This window comes from Bacillus sp. 05T22, assembly GCF_056396765.1.
Map to the genome: position 1 here is coordinate 58,854 of NZ_JBFTMC010000006.1, position 24,982 is coordinate 83,835.

At 38.0% G+C, this 24,982-nt stretch carries 26 protein-coding genes; 19 read left to right on the plus strand and 7 right to left on the minus strand.

Going from position 1 to position 24,982, the window contains the following annotated elements:
• The first annotated feature begins 6 nt into the window (after window positions 1–6).
• The 14 genes from AC1DIT_RS03665 (at window position 7) to AC1DIT_RS03730 (ending at window position 13,999) form a co-directional block, all read left to right on the plus strand.
• Window positions 7–981, plus strand: coding sequence for a DMT family transporter (locus AC1DIT_RS03665; RefSeq protein ID WP_016132417.1), 975 nt, complete (start codon window positions 7–9; stop codon window positions 979–981).
• Window positions 978–1,673, plus strand: a complete 696-nt coding sequence (locus tag AC1DIT_RS03670) for a sugar phosphate nucleotidyltransferase (protein ID WP_016112605.1) — start codon at window positions 978–980, stop codon at window positions 1,671–1,673. Before AC1DIT_RS03665 ends, AC1DIT_RS03670 begins: the two co-directional genes overlap by 4 nt.
• A 250-nt stretch (window positions 1,674–1,923) precedes the next feature.
• Window positions 1,924–2,916 (plus strand): UDP-glucose 4-epimerase GalE, encoded by a 993-nt coding sequence (gene galE, locus AC1DIT_RS03675; protein WP_016112604.1) that lies wholly within the window; start codon window positions 1,924–1,926, stop codon window positions 2,914–2,916.
• Between the two features lie 111 nt (window positions 2,917–3,027).
• Entirely contained in the window at window positions 3,028–3,699 is a 672-nt protein-coding gene (locus tag AC1DIT_RS03680) for a response regulator transcription factor (protein ID WP_003202224.1), read from the plus strand.
• A gap of 11 nt (window positions 3,700–3,710) precedes the next feature.
• Entirely contained in the window at window positions 3,711–5,141 is a 1,431-nt protein-coding gene (locus tag AC1DIT_RS03685; protein ID WP_476998064.1) for a sensor histidine kinase, read from the plus strand.
• 66 nt (window positions 5,142–5,207) lie between these two features.
• The gene (locus AC1DIT_RS03690; protein WP_016112602.1) at window positions 5,208–5,990 is read left to right on the plus strand and encodes a DUF3919 family protein; all 783 of its coding nucleotides are present in this window, start codon (window positions 5,208–5,210) and stop codon (window positions 5,988–5,990) included.
• Window positions 5,987–7,021 (plus strand): ABC transporter substrate-binding protein, encoded by a 1,035-nt coding sequence (locus tag AC1DIT_RS03695; RefSeq protein WP_016132416.1) that lies wholly within the window; start codon window positions 5,987–5,989, stop codon window positions 7,019–7,021. The genes AC1DIT_RS03690 and AC1DIT_RS03695 overlap by 4 nt, the downstream gene beginning before the upstream one ends.
• Before the next feature lie 19 nt (window positions 7,022–7,040).
• Window positions 7,041–8,381 (plus strand): MFS transporter, encoded by a 1,341-nt coding sequence (pgtP, locus tag AC1DIT_RS03700; protein ID WP_016112600.1) that lies wholly within the window; start codon window positions 7,041–7,043, stop codon window positions 8,379–8,381.
• A gap of 368 nt (window positions 8,382–8,749) precedes the next feature.
• Window positions 8,750–9,196 carry a hypothetical protein gene (locus tag AC1DIT_RS03705; protein WP_016112599.1) on the plus strand — a complete coding sequence of 149 codons (447 nt, stop codon included), beginning with the start codon at window positions 8,750–8,752 and terminating at the stop codon, window positions 9,194–9,196.
• Between the two features lie 221 nt (window positions 9,197–9,417).
• Window positions 9,418–10,608 (plus strand): efflux RND transporter periplasmic adaptor subunit, encoded by a 1,191-nt coding sequence (locus AC1DIT_RS03710; RefSeq protein WP_016131114.1) that lies wholly within the window; start codon window positions 9,418–9,420, stop codon window positions 10,606–10,608.
• A complete protein-coding gene (locus tag AC1DIT_RS03715; RefSeq protein WP_016112597.1) occupies window positions 10,605–11,285 on the plus strand; it encodes an ABC transporter ATP-binding protein in 681 nt (226 codons plus the stop codon). The genes AC1DIT_RS03710 and AC1DIT_RS03715 overlap by 4 nt, the downstream gene beginning before the upstream one ends.
• On the plus strand, window positions 11,282–12,481 hold the full coding sequence (locus AC1DIT_RS03720) for an ABC transporter permease (protein ID WP_016112596.1): 1,200 nt from the start codon (window positions 11,282–11,284) through the stop codon (window positions 12,479–12,481). Before AC1DIT_RS03715 ends, AC1DIT_RS03720 begins: the two co-directional genes overlap by 4 nt.
• A gap of 133 nt (window positions 12,482–12,614) precedes the next feature.
• Window positions 12,615–13,310: a YknW family membrane protein gene (yknW, locus tag AC1DIT_RS03725; protein WP_016112595.1), complete on the plus strand. Its 696-nt coding sequence runs from the start codon at window positions 12,615–12,617 to the stop codon at window positions 13,308–13,310.
• A gap of 215 nt (window positions 13,311–13,525) precedes the next feature.
• Window positions 13,526–13,999: a sigma-70 family RNA polymerase sigma factor gene (locus AC1DIT_RS03730; protein WP_016112594.1), complete on the plus strand. Its 474-nt coding sequence runs from the start codon at window positions 13,526–13,528 to the stop codon at window positions 13,997–13,999.
• Window positions 14,000–14,062: 63 nt separating this feature from the next.
• Here the strand turns inward: AC1DIT_RS03730 and AC1DIT_RS03735 are convergent, their stop codons facing one another.
• Window positions 14,063–14,554 (minus strand): competence protein ComK, encoded by a 492-nt coding sequence (locus tag AC1DIT_RS03735; protein WP_003209016.1) that lies wholly within the window; start codon window positions 14,552–14,554, stop codon window positions 14,063–14,065.
• A gap of 233 nt (window positions 14,555–14,787) precedes the next feature.
• On the opposite strand from AC1DIT_RS03735, the gene AC1DIT_RS03740 reads away from it, so the two are divergent.
• Window positions 14,788–15,186: a DUF4359 domain-containing protein gene (locus AC1DIT_RS03740; RefSeq protein ID WP_016112592.1), complete on the plus strand. Its 399-nt coding sequence runs from the start codon at window positions 14,788–14,790 to the stop codon at window positions 15,184–15,186.
• A gap of 20 nt (window positions 15,187–15,206) precedes the next feature.
• Here the strand turns inward: AC1DIT_RS03740 and AC1DIT_RS03745 are convergent, their stop codons facing one another.
• Window positions 15,207–15,422 carry a DUF2922 domain-containing protein gene (locus tag AC1DIT_RS03745; protein ID WP_003203134.1) on the minus strand — a complete coding sequence of 72 codons (216 nt, stop codon included), beginning with the start codon at window positions 15,420–15,422 and terminating at the stop codon, window positions 15,207–15,209.
• Window positions 15,423–15,450: 28 nt separating this feature from the next.
• Entirely contained in the window at window positions 15,451–15,675 is a 225-nt protein-coding gene (locus tag AC1DIT_RS03750; protein WP_003203136.1) for a DUF1659 domain-containing protein, read from the minus strand.
• A 109-nt stretch (window positions 15,676–15,784) separates the two neighbouring features.
• On the opposite strand from AC1DIT_RS03750, the gene AC1DIT_RS03755 reads away from it, so the two are divergent.
• A complete protein-coding gene (locus AC1DIT_RS03755; protein WP_003203138.1) occupies window positions 15,785–16,270 on the plus strand; it encodes a VanZ family protein in 486 nt (161 codons plus the stop codon).
• 81 nt (window positions 16,271–16,351) lie between these two features.
• Here the strand turns inward: AC1DIT_RS03755 and AC1DIT_RS03760 are convergent, their stop codons facing one another.
• Together AC1DIT_RS03760 and AC1DIT_RS03765 are read right to left on the minus strand one after the other, a co-directional pair.
• The gene (locus tag AC1DIT_RS03760; RefSeq protein ID WP_016112591.1) at window positions 16,352–19,108 is read right to left on the minus strand and encodes a DEAD/DEAH box helicase; all 2,757 of its coding nucleotides are present in this window, start codon (window positions 19,106–19,108) and stop codon (window positions 16,352–16,354) included.
• Entirely contained in the window at window positions 19,092–20,711 is a 1,620-nt protein-coding gene (locus AC1DIT_RS03765) for an SWIM zinc finger family protein (protein ID WP_016112590.1), read from the minus strand. The genes AC1DIT_RS03760 and AC1DIT_RS03765 overlap by 17 nt, the downstream gene beginning before the upstream one ends.
• A 153-nt stretch (window positions 20,712–20,864) precedes the next feature.
• Between AC1DIT_RS03765 and AC1DIT_RS03770 the strand changes: the two genes are divergently transcribed.
• Genes AC1DIT_RS03770 through AC1DIT_RS03780 form a run of 3 tightly spaced genes read left to right on the plus strand, consistent with a single transcriptional unit; the run spans window position 20,865 to window position 24,293 of the window.
• Window positions 20,865–21,356, plus strand: coding sequence for a zinc ribbon domain-containing protein (locus AC1DIT_RS03770; protein ID WP_016112589.1), 492 nt, complete (start codon window positions 20,865–20,867; stop codon window positions 21,354–21,356).
• Between the two features lie 5 nt (window positions 21,357–21,361).
• Window positions 21,362–22,900 carry a zinc ribbon domain-containing protein gene (locus AC1DIT_RS03775; protein ID WP_016112588.1) on the plus strand — a complete coding sequence of 513 codons (1,539 nt, stop codon included), beginning with the start codon at window positions 21,362–21,364 and terminating at the stop codon, window positions 22,898–22,900.
• 13 nt (window positions 22,901–22,913) lie between these two features.
• Window positions 22,914–24,293 (plus strand): zinc ribbon domain-containing protein, encoded by a 1,380-nt coding sequence (locus AC1DIT_RS03780; protein ID WP_476998065.1) that lies wholly within the window; start codon window positions 22,914–22,916, stop codon window positions 24,291–24,293.
• A 56-nt stretch (window positions 24,294–24,349) separates the two neighbouring features.
• Here AC1DIT_RS03780 and AC1DIT_RS03785 read toward each other — a convergent pair whose 3' ends face one another.
• A complete protein-coding gene (locus AC1DIT_RS03785; protein ID WP_016112586.1) occupies window positions 24,350–24,643 on the minus strand; it encodes a DUF3910 family protein in 294 nt (97 codons plus the stop codon).
• 194 nt (window positions 24,644–24,837) lie between these two features.
• A partial coding sequence (locus AC1DIT_RS03790; protein ID WP_476998066.1) for a 3D domain-containing protein occupies window positions 24,838–24,982 on the minus strand: 145 nt, incomplete at its 5' end.

Consider the following 24,982-nt stretch of genomic DNA (forward strand, 5'->3'; position numbering starts at 1 on the left):
ATAACGATGAGAAAAGTGCAAAGTAAAGGCATATTTTATGGGATATTTTCTGGTTTTGCTTGGGCTGTAGATACGGTATTGATTGGAATTATCTTATCTTCACAACTTATGCTAGCAACAGACCAAGTTGTGTTTCTTGCTCCTCTAGTTAGTACGTTTTTACACGACTTTATGTCCACATTATGGATGATGATCTATATGGCGATAAAGGGTCAACTCAAAACGGCCCTTTCTAAGCTGAAAACGAGAAGTGGACGGTTTGTCATGTTAGGAGCACTTATGGGTGGACCGATTGGTATGACGTTTTATGTATTAGCTGTAAAGTATATCGGGGCTTCTTATACAGCAGCAATTTCAGCTGTATATCCAGCAGTAGGTGCATTTTTTGCATTTGTATTTTTGAAAGACCGCCTTCGTTCATGGAATTGGCTTGGACTTATCATTAGTATTGCATTTATTATCGTACTTGGATTTACAGGCGATGGATTTGCAACTGAAAACTATATGTTAGGATTTATTTTTGTCCTTATTTGTATCGTTGGCTGGGGCTTAGAATGTGTTATCTGTGCGTACGGTATGAAAGATGAAGAAGTATCTCCGGAAGAGGCACTTCAAATTCGTCAGCTTGTTTCAGCAGTCACATATGGACTTGTTATTTTACCTTCAGTTGGAGGGCATTTCTTAACAAAAGAAGTTGTGATGAGCAGCGAGATTATTTTAATCATTGTGGTTGCATTAGTTGGAACAGCTTCCTATGTGTTCTACTATAAGGCAATTCATGAAATTGGACCGACAAAAGCGATGGCGCTTAACATTACGTATTCTGCATGGGCGGTTGTCATTTCTATGTTAGCATTAGGATCACCGTTTTCATGGAAGTTAATTATTTGTTGTATTGCGATCCTTGTAGGAGCTATATTAACAGTTGCAGATATATCTGAATTTACAAAAGCGAAAAAATATAGAGGTGAAGTAACATGAGAGCGATTTTATTAGCGGCGGGTATGGGAACTCGTTTACGTCCATTAACGTTAACGACTCCAAAATCATTAGTAGAGGTAAATGGCAAGCCGATGCTAGAGCGTCAAATTGAATATTTACAGGAAATTGGTGTAGAAGAAATTATTGTCGTAACAGGCTATTTAGCAGAGAAATTCGATTATCTTGTTGAGAAGTATAATGTGAAGCTTGTGCACAATGACAAATATAATGTGTACAACAACATTTATACGATGTATTTAGTTCGTGAATATTTACAAGATGCATATGTAATGGATGCGGATGTTTATTTACACCGTAATATTTTTATAGAGAACCCAGAGTCATCCCTATACTTTAGTGCGAAGAAAGAAGATTTCCGTAATGAATGGATCATTAAGCATGACGAAAATCGTAAAGTATATGATATTGAAATTGGTGATGGTAACGATGACTACATCTTATGTGGTATTTCATACTGGTCAAAAGAAGATGGCATCCATATTGTGAAGAAACTAGAAGAAGTAGTAAATCAGGAAGATTTCAGTGAACTGTACTGGGATAATATTGTAAAAGATAACATTCAAAAATTAAATGTTCATTTGTACAAAATTGGTAGCAATGATAGTTTTGAAATTGATTCTGCCCTGGACTTGAAGAAAGTAGAAGAAAAACTAGCTGTTTTAGCGAAATAATCATTGTTGATGGTTTTATGAAATAATTGGAATTTAACTTGCCCTATAAAATAAAAGAAGATAAGCTTATTTTATAGGTTAAAAAGTACTATAAAGTGAAACTTCCATCATTTGGGCGCTTTATCCCCCAAATGATGGAAGGCTCTTATCGATCAGACAGTGCTCCTCTACCTATCTTCTTTGATGTAGAGGTTTTTCTGTCCGCGGATAGCAGGATAAAATAATTCATTAAAAGTTGGGTGTGGAAAACATGGGTTCTATTTTAGTGTGCGGCGGAGCTGGTTATATTGGCTCTCATGCTGTAAAAAAGTTAGTTAATGAAGGACAATCTGTAATTGTAGTTGATAATTTACAAACAGGTCATGAAGATGCTATTGCAGAAGGCGTGAAATTTTATAAAGGTGATCTTCGCGATAAAAGTTTCTTAAGAGACGTTTTTAAGCAAGAAACAATTGACGCAGTTATGCATTTTGCAGCGGATTCTTTAGTTGGTGTAAGTATGGAAAAACCGCTTCAATATTATAATAACAACGTATACGGTGCGCTATGCTTACTAGAAGTGATGGATGAGTTTAAAATTGATAAATTTATCTTCTCATCAACTGCCGCAACATATGGAGATGTAGATGTTGAGTTAATTTCAGAAGAAACACCAACAAATCCTACGAACACATATGGAGAAACAAAATTAGCGATTGAAAAAATGTTGCATTGGTATAGCCAAGCTTCTCATTTGAAATATAAGATCTTCAGATACTTTAATGTAGCTGGTGCAACGCCAAGCGGTATTATTGGTGAAGATCATCGTCCGGAGACGCATTTAATTCCCCTTGTACTGCAAGTGGCTTTAGGACAACGTGAGAAAATCATGATGTTTGGTGATGATTACAATACACCAGACGGTACATGTATTCGTGACTATATCCATGTTGATGATTTAGTAGCGGCTCATTTCCTTGGACTGAAAGATTTACAAAATGGCGGAGACAGTGACTTTTATAACTTAGGAAACGGTAACGGATTTAGTGTAAAAGAAATTGTTGAAGCGGTTCGCGAAGTAACAAATCATGAAATCCCAGCAGAAGTTGCGCCAAGAAGAGCTGGAGACCCAGCGCGCCTTGTTGCATCGTCTCAAAAAGCAAAAGAAAAATTAGGCTGGAGCCCGCAATATACAGATGTGAAAACAATCATTGAACATGCGTGGAATTGGCATCAAAGCAAGCCACATGGATATACGAAGTAAGAGTGATTTATAAAAGAGGGTGTATTGTCGTTCAACATATGTTCGATAGTGCACTCTTTTTTAGTATAGGATATTTGCTATACTAAAATGTACTGCGAAAGGAGGGGAACCATGAAAATACTTGTAGTCGATGATGAGTCGAGCATTCGGAATTTAATTCGGATGCAGCTAGAGATGGAAGGATATGAAGTGCTTACGGCCGCTGATGGAAAAGAGGCGCTGCAAAGGTGGGATGAAGAGCCGAATGTATTGATTTTAGATGTAATGCTTCCGGATACGGATGGTTATGAGCTGCTTCGGTTGTTCAGAGAGAAGGACCGAGATATTCCAGTACTCATGTTAACAGCGAAGAGTCAGATGAATGATAAGTTGCTTGGTCTTCAGCTTGGGGCTGATGATTATGTGACGAAGCCATTCAATTATGCAGAGTTGATTCTTCGGGTGAAGAATATGGCACGGCGTGTAATGAAGCACGGGGTACCTAAGGATGATAAGGTCATTCGGGCCGGTGAGTTGGTCATTTATCCGAAGGAGCGGAAAGTGCATGTGAATGGAGAAGAAATTGATTTAACGTACCGTGAGTTTAATTTATGCCAGTTGTTTGCTTCTAATAAGCAGCGTGTGTTTATGCGCGATGAGCTATTAGAGAAAGTATGGGGCTTTGAGTATAGCGGAAATACGAGAGCAGTTGATATTATGGTGCAGCGCCTTCGGAAGAAGCTTGGAGCAAGCGGAGAACATATTAAGACGATTTATGGCGTTGGTTATAAGTTGGATTGTTAAAAGGTGATAAGATGTCGTTAAAACGAAATATGGTATTTGGGATTGCCGGATTGTTAATTCCGATTTTGTGTCTACTTTATACAGTGACGTATATTGCACTAGAGAAAAATATGTACCATAGTGCAGCGGACTCTTTGGAGAAGTTAAGTGTAGAGGCGCAAATTTACACGATGAATTACTTAGAGAAGGAAGCGGAAGTAGAGACTCTTGGGCAGAGTTCAATGCTGATTGCTTCTTATTTAGGGAAGAGGATGGATGTCCGGGTACAAATGATCGGGAAGAATGGAGATGTCGTTGCGGATACGCAAAAAGGGGCGTTGCTTCATAAGAATATAGACATAGATCGGTCGTTACAGGGAAAGAAGGCTTACGTTTTTGCAAATGGTGATCCAGCGCCATTGTTATTATTTTCGAGCCCTGTATACCGCGGGAATGAAGTAATCGGAGCAATTCGCTTTATTCATGAGTTGAAAGATGAGAAAGAGGTCTTAATGAATGTGAGCTGGACGTTTCTTGTTACATCCCTTTGTTTAGTGGCTGGTGGTATTTTCTTTGCGATTCGTTTAGCAAAGTCTCTTCACAGGCCGATTGATCAGCTAAGACAAATGGCGAAGCGACTTGCAAATGGAGATTATCAAAGTAAGATTGAGTTAAATGAGTATGTAGAAATTGCACAGCTTTCGGCGTCCTTTAATGCGATGGCCGATGGGATTGAACTGCATATCTCGCAGCTTAAGGAAGAGAAAGAGAAACAGAAGGATTTCTTAGATAGGATTACACATGARTTAAAAACACCGCTTACCGCGATTATCGGTTATGTAGATTTAATTCCGAAATTGCAATCGAAGCAAGATATACAGGAAAGTCTTCATTATGTTTCTGTGGAAAGTCAGCGGTTATTATCACTTGTTGAGGAGTTACTGCAATCTTCAAAGTACGGGACAAGTACGTTTGAAGTTTCACCAACAATTGTAAATATAAAGGAGCTAGCAGAAGAAGCGATTTCGATTGTGAAACCTCGCTTGCAGCAATTTGAAATTGAAGTTGTAAATGAGTTAACAGAGGCACATGTGGTCGCCGATTTTGATAAGACGAAGCARATTTTCTTGAATGTGYTYGATAATRCGATTAAATATAGCGATGCCTCACAAGTACGTATGAATGTCGTTGTAAATGAGCATGAGGCAAAAGTTTTTATTTATGATGATGGAATTGGTATGGATGAAGGTATATTAGCTGAATGGAATCGTTCTCCAAAAGGGAAGGTACTCTCTTCTAGCTATGGGAATGGGTATGGTTTGTACATTTGCCAAGAGATTATGAATAAGCAGGGCGGAAGCATGCGAATAGAGAGTAGTGAAGAAGTGGGCACGATGGTGACGCTCGCATTTTTGTTACCGAGACGTTTGGAATATATAAAAAATTTGAAAGCGGTTGAATGATACATTTATGAAACAATTATGCGGTATTTTCGAAACAACGTTTTTTTATCTTGGAGGTAGGCAGAAATGAAAAGGCTATCATTTCAAATCCTTTTGTTTGTCTTTTGCACGATTGCTTCTCTTGTGTTGTTTTATTTTCTAGAGAAGCAGTTATATAACCGTGTTACAACATTGGATGACAAACAAGCTGTTTTAGAAAGAGCGAATGAATCCCTTCCTACTGAAGTGCGAGTAAAGCATGAGAAGTGGGGAGAGCTAGTTGTAACGGATGAAGTTCGTCTACATGCGATTGTTTCATTTTTTGACCGGATTCGAATGGAGCAGACAGGGGCGAAGATCCATGAACAAGTATTTACTGGAGAAGTAACGTACTTGAATGGACATAAGCGTACTTTTGCAGTAGGTGACTTGTTCCAGTATGAGGAAAACGTATACGGAAAGAATGGTACGGATCCAATGATTTCCGCATTCCAAACGTATTTGTTAAGCCTGTATTATACACCAGAGTCTATTGGCAACTTCTTTGCATCAGCAAAGGGAGTTATCGTGCGGCAAGGTGATATAGTGCGTTCTACTGATCTTACGCGATTACTTGATTCGATTCGGCAAGCAAAGCAAATTACAGACTACGGAGAAATTCAGCAGCTACTGCAATCACAGAAGGATCCAATCGCTTATATGACTGCTTATCAAAACGGGAAGCAGGTAAAGAATGAACGTGAGGATGTTCTGACGATTTCTGTATATCCTTCTTACTTTGTTGTGCAATATCTTGGTGATAATAACGGGAACGTGATGTATATGAAAGGCTCCCTAGCAAATCTATTTGTAAAGGAGAATGTTTCATGAGAAAGATAGCCTTTTTCTTTTTTTTGCTAGTGATAGGAGGAGCGATGTCTAGTTGCTCTCGAGATACACCCTCTATTAAATATAGTAAAAATGGTCTTCCGATTTTGAAGGATCGCCATCTTGTTGCGTATGTAGCGGCTCGTGAAGAAGTTGGTGAAGCGCTGCTTTCATCATTTTGTAAACCGCGCGGATGTACATATGAATTTATTCGTCTTTCTACAGAAGAGCTGCTTAGAAGAGTGGAAGAAGAGGCGGGAAATCCGAAGGCGGATATTATTATTGGTGGTACACTAGATGCACATCAAACGATGAAGCGAAAAGATCTATCTATTCCTGTTACAAGTCAACATACGAATAGTCTTTCGAAAGCCGTTAAAGATAAGGATGGTTTTTGGTATGGCTATGAAGTCGAGCAGCTTGCCATTGCGATTAATAAAGAGCGATGGAATGAGGAAATAGCACCGCTAGGACTTTCATATCCAACGGAGTGGAAAGACTTATTACATCCAGCGTATGCCGGAAAGATTGTCATGCCTGATCCGAATGTTTCAGGAACAGCTTATACGTTGTTCCAATCACTTATTGATACATTTGGCGAAGAAGAGGCGAAGGGGTATGTAAGGAGCCTTGCCAAGCAAGTTGCAGAGGTAACGGTGAATGGTTATATGCCTGCTGAGTATGTGGCAAGCGGTGAATATATGATTGGTATTAACTTCATGGGAGACCAACGGATGCTTCAAAAACAAGGCTTTCCGATTTTGAGTAAAGTGCCTGAGCAAACAGGGTTATCTGTCAATGCGATTTCGAAACTGAGACATGCACCGAGTGGTATTATAGCGGATTTATTTATTGATTATTGTTTATCAGAAGAAGCGGGGCATATTTTAGAAAAAGTTTCGTTTGGCGTACCAACAATGCTTGCGAAGAATCAGAAAGAAATAGAAGGTCAGCCTGTTAGAAGAACGAATAAAAATGTATCAGATAGTGGAGTAATCGAGATATGGAATAGACAACGTCTCTCTCAAAAGTGAGAAAAGGAGAAGAGATGATATGTTTAAATGGCTTAAGCCAGCGCCAATAATAGAGCGCTTACCAGCAGATATGATTGATAAAGTATACAAACTCTTGCGTATTCGCGTGTTACTGGGAATTTCGGTTGGGTATGCAGCGTATTATTTAGTTCGTAGTAACTTTACGTTATCTAGTACGTACTTAATGAAAGAATATGGTTTTAGTGCAACGGAATATGGTTTATTAGGTTCCGTTACGGCGATTGTGTATGGACTAAGTAAGTTCTTTATGGGAAATTTATCAGATAAAGCGTATGCTCAGCGGTTTATTGCGGTTGGTTTATTCTTATCGGCAATTATAAATATTTGTTTTGGTTTTGCAAATTCATTTGGCATGATTTTAACATTATTAGTTTTCAATAATATTTTCCAAGGGATGGGGGCACCGCCTTGTAGTACCGTAATGACAAAGTGGTTCTCGAAGAAAGAGCGCGGTACAAAAACAGGACTTTGGAATATTTCACATAATGTTGGTGCGATGCTTGTAGCACCACTTGTTGGAATTGGTATTGGTATTTTCGGTGAAAGTCATTGGCAAGCTGGCGTGTTTATCTTCCCAGCGATCATTGCAATGGTCATTTCAGTTCTTATGTGGGTGAATGCAAAGGATACACCAGAATCTGTCGGTCTTCCACCAATTGAAGAATATCGTAATGACTATGAAGGTCTTGAGAAGGCAGACAATGCTAACGAAATGTCACCAAAAGAAATTCTGATGAAATATGTAGTGAAAAACAAATTTATTTGGTATTTATGTATTGCGAACGCATTTGTATATTTAATTCGTTTCGGTGTTATTAACTGGGTACCGATTTATTTAACAACGGTTAAAGGATTTACAAAAACAGAAGCGCATGCAGCATATTCAATTTTTGAAGCAATGGCAATTCCAAGTTCATTAATCGTAGGTCTGTTAAGTGATAAGTTATTTAAAGGAAAACGTATGCCACTATGTGTGTTTAGTATGGTTGGTGTTGTTATCGGAACGCTAGTATACTGGCAAGCATCGAATATACTTGTTGTGAGTGCGGCAGTTTCGATTATTGGTTGCTTAATCTACGTACCACAATTTTTAATTGGTTTAAGTGCAATGGAATTAGTACCAAAATTCGCAGTAGGTACAACAGTTGGTATGTGCGGCTTGTTCGGTTATTTAGGAGGAAGCCTTGTTGCAAACGCAGCGATTGGTGTTATCGTTGATCGCTCTGGTTGGGACGGCTGTTTCATTCTATTATTAGCCGGCGGTATTTTATCTACTGTATTCTTATTTATCGTTCAATTTGGTCATGAGAGAAAAGGTCCTGAGAGCAAAATAGCATAATCGTTTATTTAAGGGAGCTGTCCAAAAGTACTACTTTTGGGCAGCTCCTTTTATGTACATCTTATCAGTATAGATTTATATAAAATGAAAGAGATAAGGTGTAGTTTTTGAAACTTAGTAACAGTTTATCAAAAAGGCACTCGTTTTCGGATGCACTTATTACATAATGTTATTTCTAGTACATACAGTATGATGGTTATAAATTAATAGATTATATGCGATATCTATTAAGAATGAGTGAAGGGGTAGAGTGAAAGTACATTATATATAGAAAATTAACATTTATTTTACAATATCTTCAAAAATAAATGTTAAAATTTAGTAGGAGTTAGCAAGACAAATTATATGTATGAAGGAGATGCTGAAAAGTGGGAATCTTTGTATCAGAAGTAGAAACGTTTTTATTCTGTTCCGCAACAGTCACACAGCAAGATTGTACATTTGATTTTGTCGTTCGTAGTACGCCGATAGGGATTGCGATTTGTTTAGTAGAAGATTATGAAGTAGAGTGGCTTCCGATGAGAATTGAAACATATTTGAAAGTAAACGGAAGTATGTTTCCAGATGAAGATGCCAAAGAGGAATTTCGCAAGCAGTTAAATAGTGAAAATGGCTGGATGTTAGACAAGCAAGGTGATAACCCAGAAGGCATTGTTCAAAGGGCAATGCAAGCTGACGAATATGAAGCGTTTCAAACGGTAGAAAAGAATATTCCGCGTGAGATGAGAAAAGATGTGACAACTCTTCCATTTGAGCATGATTTGGATCAAGCGAAATTGAGTACTTGGAGGAAACGTCCAAACCGCCTTATGTAAGGCGTTTTTTTTTAGTCTTTTCATATGGCTTTTAGGTTTCTTAAAAATTGCTTAAAAGATAAAGTGTCATATTTCTAAACATTGGTATTTTTGTTACAATATAAAGGATAGTGTAAAACTTTGTAAAGAAAGCGTAATAATTTAAGAGATGCGAGTATCGTTTTCTGAAAGTCTTACATAATTGAAGAAACACTATATAAAGATATAAAAGGAGCGAGAATATGTTACCAAATACGGTTCGTACTCCAAACAAAAAGAAGAAATGGATTATCATTGGGGTTATTGCATTAATTGTCGTCGTTGCAGCCGTCAATATTTTTATCATGCAAGGAAAGAAAAAAGGCGCGACACAGGGAGACGCTGTTAGCTTTGAGAAAGTAACAGAACGTACATTGAATAATACGAAATTGATTTCCGGACAAGTAAAGCCTGGAAATATTGAGAGCTTCTACGCAGATCCGACAAAAGGAAAAGTGAAGGATATTGCGGTGAAAGAAGGACAGGAAGTAGAAAAGGGCGCGAAATTATTCTCTTATGATAATGAAGAAATCAATTTACAAATGAAACAAGCTGAGCTTGATCAAAAAATGGCAAGTATGCGCTATGATCAAGGGAAAAAGAAAATAGATTCACTAAAGAACCAGATTAAGAAAGCAAAAGATAGCGGTGCTGGGAAAGAGGTAACAGATCCGTTAGAAGAGCAAGTAAGCGAATTAGAAATAGGGCAAAAAACAATTGACCTTGAGAAAGAAAAAGGTCAATTACAATCACAACAATTAAAGAAAAAACAAGATGAACTCACAATTTATAGTAATTTCGCTGGTGTTGTGCAAAAGTTAGATAAAGATGCAGCACAAAGTTCAGCGCAAGCAATGGGTGGACAAGGAAAATCATTTTTACAAATCGCTTCTAAAGATTCATTCCAAATTCAAGGGACATTAACAGAACTTCAAAAATCACAAATTCAAAAAGATCAACCATTTACTGCAACTGCAAAAGCAAATAGTAAGAAGAAATGGACAGGTAAAATTACAGAGGTAAGTGAGTTCCCGACAAGTGCAGAAATGGCGCAAGCAGCTGGCGCGGGTGAGGGAGCACAAAACATGTCTCAGTATACATATAAAGCTAGTTTAGATGGACAAGAAGGTTTATCCCCGGGCTATCATGTATCTCTACAAGTAAACCTAGAAAACAAGAAAATGATTGCTGTTCCTAGTAAGAGCATTGTAGAAAAAGATGGTGAACCATTTGTTTATATGGAAGAAAAAGGGAAACTTCGTAAACAAAATGTGAAAAAAGGTTCTACTGATGGAGACTGGACAGAAGTTCTTGAAGGCGTAACAGTGGGGCAAAAGGTGGTTAAAAATCCTTCCGACAATGTATATGACGGAATGGAAGTGAAAGAAAAATGATTACGTTAAACAATATTCATAAAACATATTATCAAGGGAAACTGGCGGTACCGATTTTACACGGCATTAGTTTAACGATTCAAAGTGGTGAGTTTGTTTCCATTATGGGACCATCTGGATCAGGGAAATCGACGCTCATGAATATTATCGGTTGTTTAGATCGTCCAACAGAAGGCGAATATATGTTGAACGATGTGAATATCTTAACAGCAGACGAGTCAAAGCTTGCTCTCATTCGCAATGAATATATCGGCTTTGTATTCCAGCATTTTAACTTATTGCCACGTCTTTCAGCGGTAGAAAATGTAGAACTTCCGCTTATATATGGCGGCGTGAAGAAAGCGGAGCGCCGTCAGAGAGCTCTTGAAGCACTTGGGAAAGTCGGATTGTCTGACCGCGTGCATCACTTGCCAAGCGAACTTTCAGGTGGGCAAAAGCAGCGTGTTGCTATCGCGCGTTCCATTGCAAATGATCCAACTTTTATTATGGCCGATGAGCCAACTGGTGCTCTTGATACAAAGTCTGGACAGCAGGTTATGGATATTTTTACAAAGTTAAATGAAGAAGGTACAACGATTGTTATGGTTACGCATGAGGAGGAAGTTGCGGCGTATTCTTCGCGCCGAATCGTGCTACGAGATGGAAAAATCACAGAAGATAGAAGGTGTGCGGTATGAGTTTACTAGATAGTATAAAAATTGCCCTATCTTCTATTCTAGCTCATAAACTGCGCTCAGCACTTACAATGCTCGGGATTATTATCGGCGTTGGTTCCATTATTACTGTTGTTGCGATTGGGCAGGGCGGGGAGGCAGCGTTAAAGTCGCAATTCGTTGGATCTGGTAATAACGTAATCCCAATTCACTATAGTGCGGATATAAATGATCAGTTTGGTATGGGAATGATGGAACAACCAAAGTTAACTGAGGAAGATATTTTTGAAATAAAAAAACTTCCAGAGATTGCGCATGTTCTTACAACCAATTCAAGTATGGAGCCACTCGATATTGAAGATAAAAAAGAGATGGTGAGTATTACAGGATTAGATAGTGAGTACTTCTCAGTAAATAAAGTGAAAGTGTTAAAAGGCCGATCCTTACAGGAATCGGATATTGCGCAAGGTAATAACGTCGTGATGATCAGTAAGAGTATGGAAGAAAAGGTCTTCAAAAAGGAAAGTCCAGTCGGAAAAATTATTGAGATGAAAGGACAACCGATGCAAATTATCGGTGTCTATAAATCAGATAATGAGTTTATGGGAATGGGGTCATCGGAAGCTTTAATTCCAATTACATTATGGCCAACATTATATGGAAAAGATGAGATTCAAAGTATTTCTGTTCAAGCGAAAAATGTGGATGATTTAGAAAAAGCGGGTAAAAAAGCTGCCGACGTATTAAATAGTCGTAAGCCAAGTGATGCATCTGGTAAATACGAAGTGATGAATTTAAAAGAAATTCAAGAAGGTATTTCAAAAATGACGGGCATTATGACAATGATTATTGGTGGTATTGCTGGTATTTCATTAGTCGTTGGTGGTATTGGTGTTATGAACATTATGCTCGTATCTGTAACAGAACGTACACGTGAAATTGGAGTACGTAAAGCACTTGGAGCAACGCGCAGTAAAATCTTGCTGCAATTCTTAATTGAAGCTGTTATGTTAACGCTTCTTGGTGGATTGATTGGAATCGGTCTTGGTTATGGTGGTGCATATATTGTTTCTACATTTGCGAAATGGCCACCGCTCGTTTCATGGGAAGTTGTCGTTGGCGGCGTGTTATTCTCGATGACGCTCGGTATTATTTTCGGATTAATTCCAGCGAATAAAGCAGCGAAACTAGATCCAATTGAAGCACTTCGCTATGAATAGATTGGTAGTGTAGTAGAGAGGGTCTCTCTACTACACATATCTATTGTTCTAGTGGGCGGTTCACAGTCTCTGGGGAAGAGGAAGTGAACCGCCCACTAGAACGGGTGAGAAAAATACAAGGAGGTTTTTTAGAATGGAACCGAATGTTAATTCGCAAAAGGTTAGTGGAGAAAAACCATCTTTACTAGGAATGATCACATCTCCTGGCTTACAGTTTGAGAGAATGAAAGCGACTGATAAGGTTTGGGGTATGTTCTTTTTGGTTGCGTTGTTACAAGCACTTGTAAATGGATTATCTACATATGTGGCGCAATCATCGCCTGAGATGATGGAAATTCAGAAGAAATTTGGCACAGGCCAAGAAGACTCTATCGGATATTTAGTTGGTAAGTCAATCGGTTCAGGTTTTATTGGGATAATAATTGGAACTCTTATTGTAGCAGCTGTCTATAAAATCTTTATGATGTTTTTTGGAAATGATACTTCGTACAAAAAATTGTTAGCCATTATTGTATATGCGAATATTGTGCTTGTAATTGGTGGACTTATTAATTCTCTTTTAGATTTAATTCTTGGAAGTGGTGCAACTGGGTATACAAGCTTGGCACCATTATTTGAACAAGGTACTACGGGGTATGCAATCGGTAGTATAGTTGAGGTATTCTATTTATGGAATATCGTTTTAATCTGGATGGGATTACAAATAACAGCTGGGTTAGGAAAAGTAAAAGCTGCGGTTCCAATTATCGTTCTCTTTATTATTAAAGTAGCGTTTGTAAGTGTAATGATTATCGCATTAGCAAAGTTTATGCAAAGTTTCAATGGATAGGGATATGTGTAAAAAACGGCTCATATAGAGCCGTTTTTTTTATTTTTGTATGTATTTGAAATACTAGGCCTCGTATTTCAAATTTCCTCTACAGATATTTGAAATTTCCCTATGCAGAATTTCAAATAACTCACCATGAAATCCTCTTTATCTTCTTATATTGTAAAGGTACCGCGGAATAACAAAGAGGTATACCTTTTAGAAATAGGTATAATATGAAACCGGCTACTTTTACAGAAACAGTTACGTTGTATGAAAAGATGATTAAAAATCAAATGAAAAAGCTTTATCTGTACCGGGATTATGAAGAGTACTATCAATGCGGTTTAATTGGACTTTGGATGGCATATGAAAAGTATGAGGAGGAGAAAGGAACTTTTTCAGCTTATGCACTTGTAACAGTACGTGGATATTTGCTAGAGAAATTAAAGAAAGAAAATCGATTTCAAAAGCGGCATACATTCACCGGACAGGAAATGTTACAAAATGTATGCGGAGCGGAAGTGTCGTCAGAAACTCAGGATTATATGAGTTTGTTAGATGAGAAAGAGAAACATATTATTTACGAACGTTTTTATGCAGGAAAGAAGATACATGAAATTGCGGAAGAGATGGAGATGACATATCATCAAGTGAGATGGGTATATCGGCAGGCGCTGGGGAAGATGCGCAGCAGTATAAGAGAGTGAAAAAAGAAAAATGGAAGGCAGGAATATTCTGTGTCTTCCATTTTTTTTTATAACAAATTTGTACTAGCAAGGAAGTAATGGTTTGTCTAGGAGGCGCATGACTTTATAAATATCTCGAAATTGTTGTGAATCTTGCATGTTCATGCGGCACAAGAGGAATCCAGCTTTCAAAAATTGTTGTTGCATTTGATAAAAACTAGTGGCAACAATTATGGTTGTACCATTATAAAAATGAAGTTTGGATTGCTTGCGATTATTATAAATTTCTATTTTGTTTATATGACTATAGAAAACCCAAATACAGTCTGGAGATGCAGGAGATTTCGTTGGAATGGCGCAAATATAATGACGATGATCAATTGGGATTGGAATATTTTGTTTAAAGTAATAATTTTCTTGAATCGCATCTCGCCTTCCTTTATATGTAGAATGGTTATGTAATAGGCAAGATAGCTGTACCAATTGTAATGAYGTTTTAGATGAAAACTTAATATTCCCGTCATTTTCTGTTATTTTAGTACGGTGAAAAGGATGGGCGTAAGGCTCAAGTATCATTGTAGAACTAGAGATAGTATCATGACTAACTAGGTCGTCCAAAGGAAAAGCCTCCTTAAAAGTATTTGTTTACATATTTTAGTATATAGATAGAATATAAAAATAATTTTAAATATTTGTAAATATTTGTAAAGTTTATATATCACTTCTATTTTTTCATAAACAGTAAGTTTTCTAATTTGCATCGCTTGTACATATATATGAAAATAGAAACAGTTAGGCGGTGATAGAATATGAAACGGAAGTATATTATTATGGCACTTGTTGTCCTTCTTTTCGTATATTTAGCAAACAGCAACCCGAGTAAAGAGGAATATACAGAATGGGCAGCAAAGCAATTTATGAATCGCAATGATATTAGTAAAAAATTAACAGAGGTTGAAAAAGAAGATCCAGATGGGCTTGTTGGTGAACTTGCGACAATTGGTAAGAAGTTAGCAAAGAAATATGTAGAGCCACAAGTTGACGTGTTGATTAACCATTATACAAAGCGAAGCGATTATATTTTCTTCTCGACGTATAAGACGGAATTTACAATTGGGAAAGAAAACTATAAATATGTTTCAGTCGGATTCTCTCATATTTTTATTCCGATTGAGATGCCGAAGAAAAAAGACGAAGCTGCAAATTGATGCAGCTTCGTCTTTTGCGTTTAAGGAGCAACTGTTACTTCTGATACTGTCTTTTCAACAAGGCGTGCCCCTTTTTTACGAGTGTTCCCACTAAGTGATAAGAAAATTGCAGAGGAGAGAATTGTGTCCATCACTTGGCTTATGGTTTGTTCATTCACAGGTGTAATCGGATTGTCGATAGAGAAGACGACTGTTTTTCCATCCTCTTTTAAGAAAATCAGTTCGAGTACTGTCATTGTTATTTACCTCCTTGTCACTAAAGTTTTACGGATTTGAGATGTCAGATGTACTTAAAAGCTGAACTGCATGAAGCTTTAATCCTTGTAATGAAGCAAGGGCACGTCCCACTTCATGGACCTGTGCTACATCAGCGTTTGGTTTTACTCGTTTAAACTGTTTGTTTTTCAAAATAGTTTTCCCATTTTTGTCTGTGCCACCGTTTAGGACAAGGCGCAAGCTTAAGTCAGTTACAATCGTTTCAATCGCCATTTTTTCACCCCCTTTTCGTCATATATATAGGAGGCGACGGTCATATTTTGGCGTGAAATTTTTTCTTTTTTTTGGTACGCTTAGAAGAATAAGAGAGGAGTTTCTATAGATGAATCGTAAATGGTTAGTTTGGATTCCCGTTTTACTATGGATGGGGATTATTTTTTATTCTTCAGCACAGCCGTATAAGAAGCAGGATATGCGTTCAGATATTGAGAAGTATGTTCCGTCTCAATTTGTAGAAGAAAAATTCTCCGGTGTATCGATTGACTATGGCGGGGGAACACCGGTTAGCATTGAAAATAAAGGCGTTGGTGGTTTTGTTGAGTTTTTCCTTCGTAAAGGAGCTCATTTCACAGTATTCTTGATTCTTGGTGCGCTTTCGTATTATGCATTGCACCGTTCTGGTTGTTCAAGAATGCGTTCCTTCGTATTCGCACTTCTGATTGTCGCTGGATATGCAACATTCGATGAAATTCATCAATCGTTTACAGGTGACCGTACACCGATGTGGCAAGATTCAGTTTTAGATACGTCGGGCGGACTGACAGGAATTATAATAAGCAATTGGTTTTGGCATAGAAAAAGGAGCTAACCCTTCGGGATAGCTCCTTTTTTGTGAATATATCGACGCCTCGACAATATGCGACACAGTATCTCATTATTAAAATGGATTTTATACACCAAGTAATTCCTTCAACTCGTCTGTGGAGAGTTCTGTCATCCAGCTATCACTTGTGATAATAGCGCTACTCAGTGATTGTTTACGTTCTAGCATTTCATCAATTTTTTCTTCAAGTGTACCTGTTGTAATGAGTTTATGAACGTGTACAAATCGCTTTTGACCGATGCGATATGCTCGGTCTGTCGCTTGATTTTCTACAGCTGGATTCCACCAGCGATCATAGTGAATGACGTGGTTTGCGGCAGTTAAATTTAGACCTGTGCCGCCAGCTTTTAATGAGAGGATGAAGATGTCGTATGTTCCATTTTGGAACTGTTCGATCATCTTATCACGTTCTATTTTCGGTACACTACCGTTTAGGAAGAGAACACGCTGACCGAATTTCTCTTCTAATATTTTCTGTAACATATTTCCCATTCCGATATATTGCGTGAAAATTAAGCAGCTTTCATTTTGATCTTTTATATTTTCAATAAGATCCATTAATGTTTGCGTCTTCATGGAGCGCCGTACAATATCTTTCGGCGCTTCTTCTTTTAAGTAAAGAGCGGGATGATTACAAATTTGCTTTAGCTTACTGAGCATCATTAAAATAAAACCGCGTCTTTCAATGCCTGTTAAGCCTTCAATGTTTTGTAGTGTATCTTGTACGAGTTGTTCATATAGTGATGCTTGCTCACCTGTTAGCGGACAGTACTCTTTTTGTTCTTGTTTGTCCGGTAAGTTTAATGCGACTGTTTGATCTTGTTTTGTCCGGCGCAGTAAGAACGGTGAGATGAATCTTTGTATTTGCTGAATTTTCGCTTCATCACGATCTTTCTCAATGGGTGTTACGAAGCGGCGCTGAAATTGTCCTAGGCTACCAAGATATCCGTGGTTCAAGAAGTCGAAAATAGACCATAGCTCTGCTAACCGGTTTTCCATCGGCGTACCTGTTAAAGCGATTTTGTGATTTGCTTGTAAATTACGAACCGCTTTCGATTGTTTCGTTTGCGAGTTTTTAATATTTTGCGCCTCATCCAGGATGATCGCATCCCAGCACTGCACGTTTAACTCTTCTTCATCAAGTTGTGCTAATGCATAAGAAGTTAATACGACATCTGTACTCTGAAGAAAGTCCTTAAATGAATCGCCTTTCGAACGGTTGCTTCCATAATGTAATTGAACCTGTAAATGCGGCGCGAAGCGTTCAAATTCCTTCTGCCAATTTCCAAGAACAGACGTCGGTGCTATGATTAGTGCCGGACCTGTTTGGAGGCTTTTTTCTTTCACATATAATAAGTAAGTAATGGTTTGGATACTTTTTCCAAGACCCATATCATCCGCTAACAACGCTCCAAATCCGAGCTCTCGTAAATATAAGAGCCACTCTACACCGTGTTCTTGGTATGGGCGAAGTGTGGCTTGCAAGGAAGATGGGATTGGAACTTTTGGAATGTCTCCGATATGCAATAATTTTTGGAAGAGCTCTTCGTAATAGCCATCTAGCTCAATTTCAATGTCTGTAAATGGATTATCTTCTTCTACAATTTCTGCTTCGGCAGAGTTTGATAAGTGTTGCTGCAAAACATCCTTCATTTCAAGGCCATATTTATCTGCACGTTTCATTAGTTTTTTCACTTCTTCAATAAAGGCAGGGTCGAGTCTCATCCATTGTCCATTTAAATTGAAGAGTCGTTTGTTTTGTTCGACAAGATCGAAAAACTCACTCTCTGATAGGTCGATGCCATCTGTGGAAACGCGCCAGTCAAAATCAACGAGAGTGTTCATGCCGAAGAAGGATTGTGTTTGATTCGTACTTTGCTTCAATTGGACGCGTAACTTTGGTTTCGTTGCTTTTAAGTTTTGCCACCAAGAAGGTAGTAAAATATCAACGCCGGCTGCTAATAATTCGTTACTCGCCTCTGTTAAGAAGTTCCATGCTTCTGTTTCATAGAGCTCAGTTCGAAAGTGATCATCTTCCTTAAGCCATGGAACTAGCTTGCCGAACCCTTCCTGCGTTTCTTGAATACGCTCTTCGTAGTTATGCCATCTTTTTGGTAGTGAATCGATGTCATTATAGACGTATATCCGGTGTGCTCCGCGTTTTGTGGTGATAATCGTTTCAAGTTTCCACAGTTCAAAATCATTGTGTGGTTCTTGGAGACGAAGTCCAATTGTGAAGGGAAGATCATCCTCGATGTAGCCGATTTTCCGGAGCCAATCTTCTTCATGCATTGCTGTTACAAGCTGTCTTTTCGTAAAATCATAGTGCTCATATAGTCGCTTCGCATCTTCCCAGCCATCATTAGAGCGAGCATCTTGAAGAATACTCTCATTAACTGCCTGAGAGAAAAGTGATGCTAGCGTATCATCTTGAGCTGAAACATTGCTAACCTTCCATGACGGATAATCGGACCAGCGCTTCATATCAGGTATAAAGCTTCCAGTTACAAAGGCATCCCATAGTTCTTTTGCATTTGGCGTAAGTGCGGTAATAGGATCATTCATTTGCAGCCTAGCAAATGAATTCATTGGTTTCTTGGCGATATATTCAAATGCTTGAACGCTTGTTAGCATAATCCCGCTTCGTCCTTCGTATGTAGCTTCTTTCAAGAAGGTACCATAGAAGGACGTTGAATGCCATGTGAAGGCATGTTGTTTCCAATCTCTTGCAGGTAAGAGACTGCCGGTTTCATCTTCTCCCCAAAGGAACCAACCTTGACTTACGTGCTGGAGCCGAATTGTTACTTCAGTTTGTATGATCATCGATTAACTTTCCTTTCCGCAGTTCTTCCTGTAGTGCTCTTAGACGTGAATATAAGTTAGCGATTTGGACAATGAAAATGTGCCATTCATCTGTTCGTTTGAGCCGTTTATAGAGCATACGCAATTTCTTTAAGTAACGGACTGCACGGCGGTATGACTTGCGATTCCGTTCTTCAATTGCTTGCATCGTTGCAAGATGATAGAGCGGAAGAGCTGCTTCTGGTGCTTCTTTTTCAATTTCTTTCAGTGGTTCTTTTAGCAATTCAATTGCTTCAAATCCATACAAGAGATGAAGTTCTGTCCATGCATGATATTGTTTTTTTGCTAGTACATATTGCTCGTAGTTTGTGAAGCTGTATGGCAATAGTTCTTGCAAAATCATTTCAAGACCTGCTTGTTCATTTGTGTGTGTTGCATATGTTTCATACATCATGACAAACAAACGAACGATATCTTTTACAAAAAGGGGATCGGCCTGATCATTCATTGTTTTCTTCACTTGTTTATATGTGAAAGACAGCCAATTCTTGGCGCGCTCCCATTGCATTGTACTCAGTAAATCTTCGAGCCAGTCGAAATAAAGACCGACAACTTGAGTTGGTTGTGTTTCGAGTAAGTTCATAGCTAAATGATCCTCTTCTTTTAAAAAGAGGAGGTGAGAAGAGGCGAGTGCTTTCGAAAGTGGATTCATCTTCGCATCAATTCGTTTTTCTTCTTCTTGTATCCAAGATTTTTCTGCTAGCAACTCTCCCCATATATGCCGGTAAATAAAGAACCTCTCCTGTGTATAGGAATCGGTAGAGAAGAAAATATCATGCACTTGGTGAGCTGTTTCTTGCAAAATTGGTTCGCATTCAGCAGGAATCGATTCTGATTTCAAGTCACGTACAAGTGATTCAACTTTATCGACAAATAGCCGGACAACGTTAATAGGTTGGTGATAGGAATACGTTTTGTTTGTCTCAAAGTCAAGGATTTCTTCTAATAGCTTTTGAAAGCAAAAAAGTGCGCCGTGTAATTTGAACAATTCATGTATAGCAACGACACGCGGCGCTTTTCGTTCTAATTTCATGTAAAAGTCTGTAAAGATGCTCATAAGAAAATACATTTGTCTATACGAGAGTCGTGTTTGTTCTTTTTTAAATGCGTCATATTCAGATTCAAAATATGCGTGCCAACTTGTAAAGTCCGTTTCTTCAAATGCAGACGATTGTAATACTTGTCGTGCTGTTCGAATCGGAGGGAGTGATGGTTTCGTTTTATTTTTAAATAATGTTAATACTTCTCCCACTTGTCCGAAGCTAGAAGCAGCAGATAGTAAAACAGCGAGCATGTGCTCGCACTGCGTCGGAGCGAAGCAATCACAATAGCTTTCCGCGATATTACGAATCGGAATATGAACGCTATACACGTTTCCTTCAGCATCTACGGTACCTGATAACGTATAGCCATCAAAATCAACGTTGTAGACAAGACCGCTGCGATATAAATGACGAGCAGTGGCAACATGCTCTTGATCGGCTACTTGCTGCGGATCGAGTCCTTGAACAAATTCATTCGCGATCATCATAATTTCATCTTTCGTAATTGAATGTTGCAGCATAGTTTTCCTCCGTACAAAAGATTTATTTCCTTTACCATTATAAACAAAAAGAGGCGAAAACAGAAAAAATGAATTTGCTCGTACTTAATATAGAAAAATATGGTAATATATATAGTTAAATACGTGACTTTTTTGTTTAGGAGGGAATTTGATTTGTCAGATTTGCAGACGAAATTAGGAAACGGTATGAATAAGCTACAAGAAGGAATTGAACAGGGAAAGATAAAGTTGCAAGTGGCACAAGAGATTGCGCAATTAAAAAAGGAAATACAAGTGCAGCTTCATAAGAAGACAGAAGTTTTATTAGAGCTTGGCCAACAGGTATATGTTCAGATTCGAGATACTGGAGTCAAGGAAGAAGTATTAAAGCAATTAGTTGCTCCGATTCAAGAATTTGACGTTTTAATTTATCAAGCACAAAAACGAATTGTTGAACTGCAAAAACAACAAGGAGAGAAAGTAACGTGTGAGTGTGGAGGCTCTTTATCAATTGGTGATAAGTTTTGTGGGACATGCGGAAAACCAAATCCAATGCTAATTGTAGAGAGCAACGTAGAAAAGGTTACGTGTGTATCATGTAATGAACACATTGCAAAAGGCTCCATTTTTTGTCCAGTTTGTGGAATTAAGCAAGGTGGGGAGTGAACGAAATGTACTGTCGCATGTGTGGGAATCAACATGGAGAAGAAGTGAACTACTGTCCAAATGAAGGAAGTATGGCAATGGTGTCTGGAGACAGTGTCGTTCTTGAGCAAGACAACTCTAAATATTGCCGTGGTTGTGGCAATGAAAATGCAGAGCAGAACCTGTATTGCCAAAAGTGCGGACATTCTTTATTTACAGTGAAGAAAAAAGAACATATCGTAAAGTTACCTAGTATGGAAAAAGGTCATAAAGTTGAATTAGGCTTACATAAAGGTGGTCTGAAGACAGGGATAATTGGTGGAGCAATTGCAAGCGTTCTTATGTTACTTGCGGGATGGCTTGGAAGTTTAGCGGTTTCAGAGATAATGAAAAAGATATTCCATGAATTTGCTAGGGAATTAACAATGTTACCTGATTTTTATGCGAGTACAACCTCTACACTATTAAGCTATCATTTACTTGGTTTTTCAGCAGGAGATGAAGGCAGAATTGTTATGTCGTTATCTTGGCATACTCCATTCTTTTTACTATTAATTATTCCATTTGTTATTTTATGTGGAGTAGGGATTTGGATAGGGAAACAACGTGTTGCAAAGACGATTGGAGAACAAATCGTACTAGCGGCAACAGTCGGTATTATTTATGGATTGTTCTTATTTGTAATCAGTTTTATTGCCTCACAATCAGCTACATTCCCAGAAGTAGGAACGATAACAGTTGGATACTCTTCGTTGAAAAGTTTAGTAAGTGGTTTTATGTACGGAACTTTCTTTAGTTTATTTGGATTGATTGCGTATACAAGCCGAAACAATATAGCAGATGCGTTTCAGGAGCTACTTCCATACGGGGCATCGCTATATCATGGAATGGCAGCGATGGTGAAAGGTCTTTTGCTGACAGCGGCTATTTTTTGTGTGACGACATTCATTGCACTATCTGGTAGTAATGCAAAGCCTTTCGAAGATGTAGCACCGACAATTTCAGCGCGCGCAATGATGGCATTGCAACTCACACCAAATGTATGGAGTATGACTCATTTTGCACCAGTAGAAATAAAGGTTCCAGCGTTACAAAAGGAAATGTCTAAAGTGATGACAACAGGTGACAAAAGTATGATAGAACTTTCATTCATATCAGGTGTATCTGCTGGTGGCGTTAAAATAAAAGATATTTTAATTGCTGAAGGTGCTCCGCCATCAGTAATGGAAAGTTTTGATGAGATAAATGGTAAATTCCACCTTGGTTTGTTGCTCCTTGTGATCCCAGTATTCTTTATGTTTAGAGCGGGACAAAAATTAGCGAGGGTGCCATTCTCTAATATGTATGTAACGTTAGCTGTATGTAGCGGTGCTTATACAATTATGATGATTGTAATGAATCTTCTTTCTAAAATTGAGATTAATATTGCAGGAAAGCTAACAAAGGAATTTGGAGTAGGTGGAACAGTATTTTCTATGCAGAGCGGCTGGATCTATTTAATACTCGGTAGTTTTATTCTGACATATGCAGCTGCCTTCGCTGGAATGAAATTGGCAAGGAAGTAGGGGGGGAAGTATCGTGAAGTTTTGTGGGAAATGTAAAAAACAAGTCGCAGATTACTTGAATTTTTGTTCTGAATGCGGAAGTAAAGTAGAAGTGATTGAAGAAAATGTAGCGGCTTCGAGAGCAGATGTACAGAGGGAAATGCAACCAAAGAAGAGCAAGAAAAATATTGTACTCCTCATTGTATTCGTCGTACTCGCTGCTTTACTATTTGGAGCATATAAATTCGGAGCATATAAATTCTCGAAAGAAAAGCAAATCAATGCATTAATTGATGCTTTCAATAAAAAAGATATAAATACAATTGATTCTCTTATAAAATCGGATGACCCAGGCTTGAAAATTAAAACAGAAGATATTAAATCTTATTTACGTTATTTAAAGGATAATCCTTCGTACAATAAAGAATTGTTATCTTATTTACAAAAGCAAACGGTAGATACAAAGCTCGTTAACAAAGAAAGCTTTGTGGACGGACAAATTGTAGAAGATGGAAAAGAGTGGTTCTTATATCCAAAATATAAGTTCAGCATTAAGTCGTATTTTATGACGGTCAGCACAACTGCAAAAAATGCAGAAGTATATGTAAATGATAAAAAAACGGCGGATATTTCTAGCGGAAAATCTTCTAAAGAAATCGGACCCTATTTCCCTGGGACGTATGTTGTAAAAGCAAAGGCGAAGGCAGAGCTTACTGAACTAGAAACGGAAAAGGAAGTTGAGTTAGCTGGAGAAAAAGAAGGGAAAGTGGATGTGAAATTACCACTTGAAGGAAAATATGTTACAATCTCTTCTGACGAAAATAGCGCTAATGTCTTTGTAAATGGTAAAAAACGTGGGAAACTAGAGTCTGGAAGCTATAAGCTCGGACCAGTACCAACAGATGGGACGGTGGAAGTTCATTTAGAGAAACAAACTGATTTTGGTGTTGTGAAAACCGAAAGCGTAAAAATTGGTGATGAGGAGAGCACGTATTATTTGAGATTCCCAAAACAAACATCTGAAACTGCGGTTGGTGATTTCGTTCGAAATCATATTTATGACAATGTACGGGCTATTTCTTTAAATGACTTTAGCTTAATTGAAAATAATTATGATAAGAGCGGAAAATCATATAAAGAAGACCATGATTATCTGCAATATTTAAAGAAAAAAGGAATTACTGAGGATTTATTAAAATTTGAAGTCCGTAATGTTGAACGTCAAAGTKMTACGAAATATAAAGTAACGACATATGAAGARTACMATATTCGYTAYGGTGATGGATCTGTRAAGTTTAAGAGCTTTAGCAATGAACATATCGTTACAGTAAATGCGGATGGGAAACTAATGTATCATTCAATCAGTGCGAATAATACATTGAAAACAGAAGAAGTATCTGGCCCAACGCATTAAAATGTGAAAAGACTATCTCTTTACAAAGAGGTAGTCTTTTTGATATATCGACTTCTCTACAAAATACGACAAGCTTGTACATATGGATCTTGTAGAATTCTTTCTACTAACGGAAGCATTTCTTCTTGAAAGGGTATATCAATTGGAAATGGTTTTTGTGATCCCGGTTTTGTGCCGTATTGCACAAACTTATATTGAACGGATTGATCGTGCTTGAGCACCATCAATTTATAGCGATTGTCATCATGCTCAAGTGAAAAATCAATTGTAGCCCCGTCGTATGTTACATCATCTTTGTAGATGTATGGCTTCGGTGTGCCGATCCAGTCTATTTTTGCATGTGGGTTCATGGTATAGCCTCCTTATCGTCATTATATATATATCCATTTTGGTTTTCCAACATATAAGTCGCTGCTAGGAGACTTGCGCTCGTTTTTACTTTGCATGGGGTTAAAAAAGGATGTTTTTTCATTTGTGTTTATATAAAAAAGTAAAAGCCAGATCTCAATATATGAGAACTGGCTGAATTTTTAGCAGTCATTGGTTATTTTAAAATTTTCACTTTAACGGATTTACGTCCCCATTTGTTAGCAGCTGAATCAGAGCCAACTAGAACGTCGATACGGTTACCTTTAATTGCGCCGCCAGTGTCACCAGCGATTGCTTCTCCGTAACCTTCTACCCATACT